Below are 2122 nucleotides of genomic sequence, written 5' to 3' on the forward strand. Positions count from 1 at the left end.
CAGCTCGTGTCGTGAGATGTTGGGTTAAGTCCCGCAACGAGCGCAACCCTTGCCCTTAGTTGCCAGCGGTTCGGCCGGGCACTCTAAGGGGACTGCCCGCGATAAGCGGGAGGAAGGTGGGGACGACGTCAAGTCATCACGGCCCTTACGCCTGGGGCGACACACGTGCTACAATGGTCGGTACAATGAGACGCAATACCGCGAGGTGGAGCTAATCTCAAAAAGCCGGCCTCAGTTCAGATTGGAGTCTGCAACTCGACTCCATGAAGTCGGAATCGCTAGTAATCGCGCATCAGCCATGGCGCGGTGAATACGTTCCCGGGCCTTGTACACACCGCCCGTCACATGACCCGAGCTGGGTGCACCCGAAGTCACTGGCCCAACCCGCAAGGGAGGGAGGTGCCGAAGGTGTGCTTGGTGAGGGGGATGAAGTCGTAACAAGGTAGCCGTACTGGAAAGTGCGGCTGGATCACCTCCTTTCTAAGGAGTATCCTAAGGTCTCTGCTATCGCAGATCGACCTAAGGTCGACGTAAGACCGTTTTAGACATGCATCGTATTCAACGTTCATGGCGCGTGTCGTGGGATGACCAAAAGGGCCCGTAGCTCAGATGGTTAGAGCGCACGCCTGATAAGCGTGAGGTCGGTAGTTCGATTCTACTCGGGCCCACCACGCTTTTCAGGTTCAGATATATCGTTGGGGATGTAGCTCAGTTGGGAGAGCGCGGGCTTTGCAAGCCTGAGGCCGTCGGTTCGAGTCCGATCATCTCCACCAACTCATGAACGTAAAAAGTTTTGCGACTACTGGATAACATTAGTCGCCAACGCTATTTGACAGTTGAATGCAAGGGTAACCAAGAATAAAAACCTGCATGAGCCGTAGGTTGCTCTTCTTCGATATCAAGAAGAAGTAGGTCAAGTTTTGACCAAGCTACTAAGGGCTTGTGGTGGATGCCTTGGCACCGAGAGGCGATGAAGGACGTAGCTACCTGCGATAAGCCACGGGTATCTGGAAGCAAGATTATCCGTGGATCTCCGAATGGGGAAACCCCACCGGTGAATGCCGGTGAGCCTTAGCTGAATACATAGGCTAATGGCGGCCAACCCGGGGAAGTGAAACATCTCAGTACCCGGAGGAAAAGAAAGCAATTAGCGACTCCGTGAGTAGTGGCGAGCGAAAGCGGACCAGCCCAAACCGCTGGCATGTCAAAGGCCAGAACCGTTGTGTCAGCGGGGTTGTGGGGTTATCCCGGAACGTTTCTGGACGTTCCAAGAGGTTATAAAACAGTCCCTTAGTGGAACACGACTGGATAAGTCGGGCCATAGAAGGTGATAGCCCTGTACACGAAAAGGGAACTGTCCTCTGGATAATACCCCAAGTAACGCGGGTTAAGTGGAAGCCTGCGTGAATCTGGGAGAACCATCTCCTAAGGCTAAGTACTCCTCGGTGACCGATAGTGAACCAGTACCGTGAGGGAAAGGTGAAAAGCACCCCGAACAGGGGAGTGAAATAGAACCTGAAACCACATGCCTACAATCAGTGAGAGGGCTATGGATGGCTTCGGCCATCAATGCCTGATCGCGTGCCTTTTGCATAATGAGCCGGCGAGTTACTCTACGTAGCAAGGTTAAGGGCTTTTTGTCCGAAGCCGTAGCGAAAGCGAGTCCGAATAGGGCGTTAAGTTGCGTGGAGTAGACCCGAAACCGTGTGATCTACCCATGGCCAGAGTGAAGTCCCTGTAACAGGGGATGGAGGCTCGAACTAATGGCGGTCGAAAACGCCTTGGATGAGCTGTGGGTAGGGGTGAAAGGCTAAACAAACTCGGTGATAGCTGGTTCTCCCCGAAATGCCTTTAGGGGCAGCGTCGTGAAGTAATCCACGGGGGTAGAGCACTGGATGGGCTAGGGGTCTCACCAGACTACTGAACCCAACCAAACTCCGAATACCGTGGATGGTATCACGGCAGTGAGAACATGGGGGATAAGCTCCATGCTCGAGAGGGAAACAACCCAGACCGCCAGCTAAGGTCCCCAATTTACGCTAAGTGGAAAACGAAGTATAACCGCAAAAACAACCAGGATGTTGGCTTAGAAGCAGCCATTCATTTAAAGAGTGCGTAATAG

At 53.3% G+C, this 2122-nt stretch carries 2 tRNA genes and 2 rRNA genes (1 of these 4 only partly in view); all 4 read left to right on the forward strand.

Annotation, left to right across the window (positions count from 1 at the left end):
* A 16S ribosomal RNA gene (locus PLJ10_08445) occupies nt 1-480 on the forward strand (it extends 1025 nt beyond the left edge of the window).
* Nucleotides 481-594: 114 nt separating this feature from the next.
* Nucleotides 595-671 (forward strand) — tRNA-Ile (locus tag PLJ10_08450).
* A gap of 26 nt (nt 672-697) precedes the next feature.
* Nucleotides 698-773, forward strand: a tRNA-Ala gene (locus PLJ10_08455).
* 149 nt (nt 774-922) lie between these two features.
* Nucleotides 923-2122: ribosomal RNA gene (locus tag PLJ10_08460) — 23S ribosomal RNA — on the forward strand; the annotation flags it as partial.

This window comes from Candidatus Hydrogenedens sp. (assembly GCA_035361075.1).
Classification (GTDB): domain Bacteria; phylum Hydrogenedentota; class Hydrogenedentia; order Hydrogenedentales; family Hydrogenedentaceae; genus Hydrogenedens.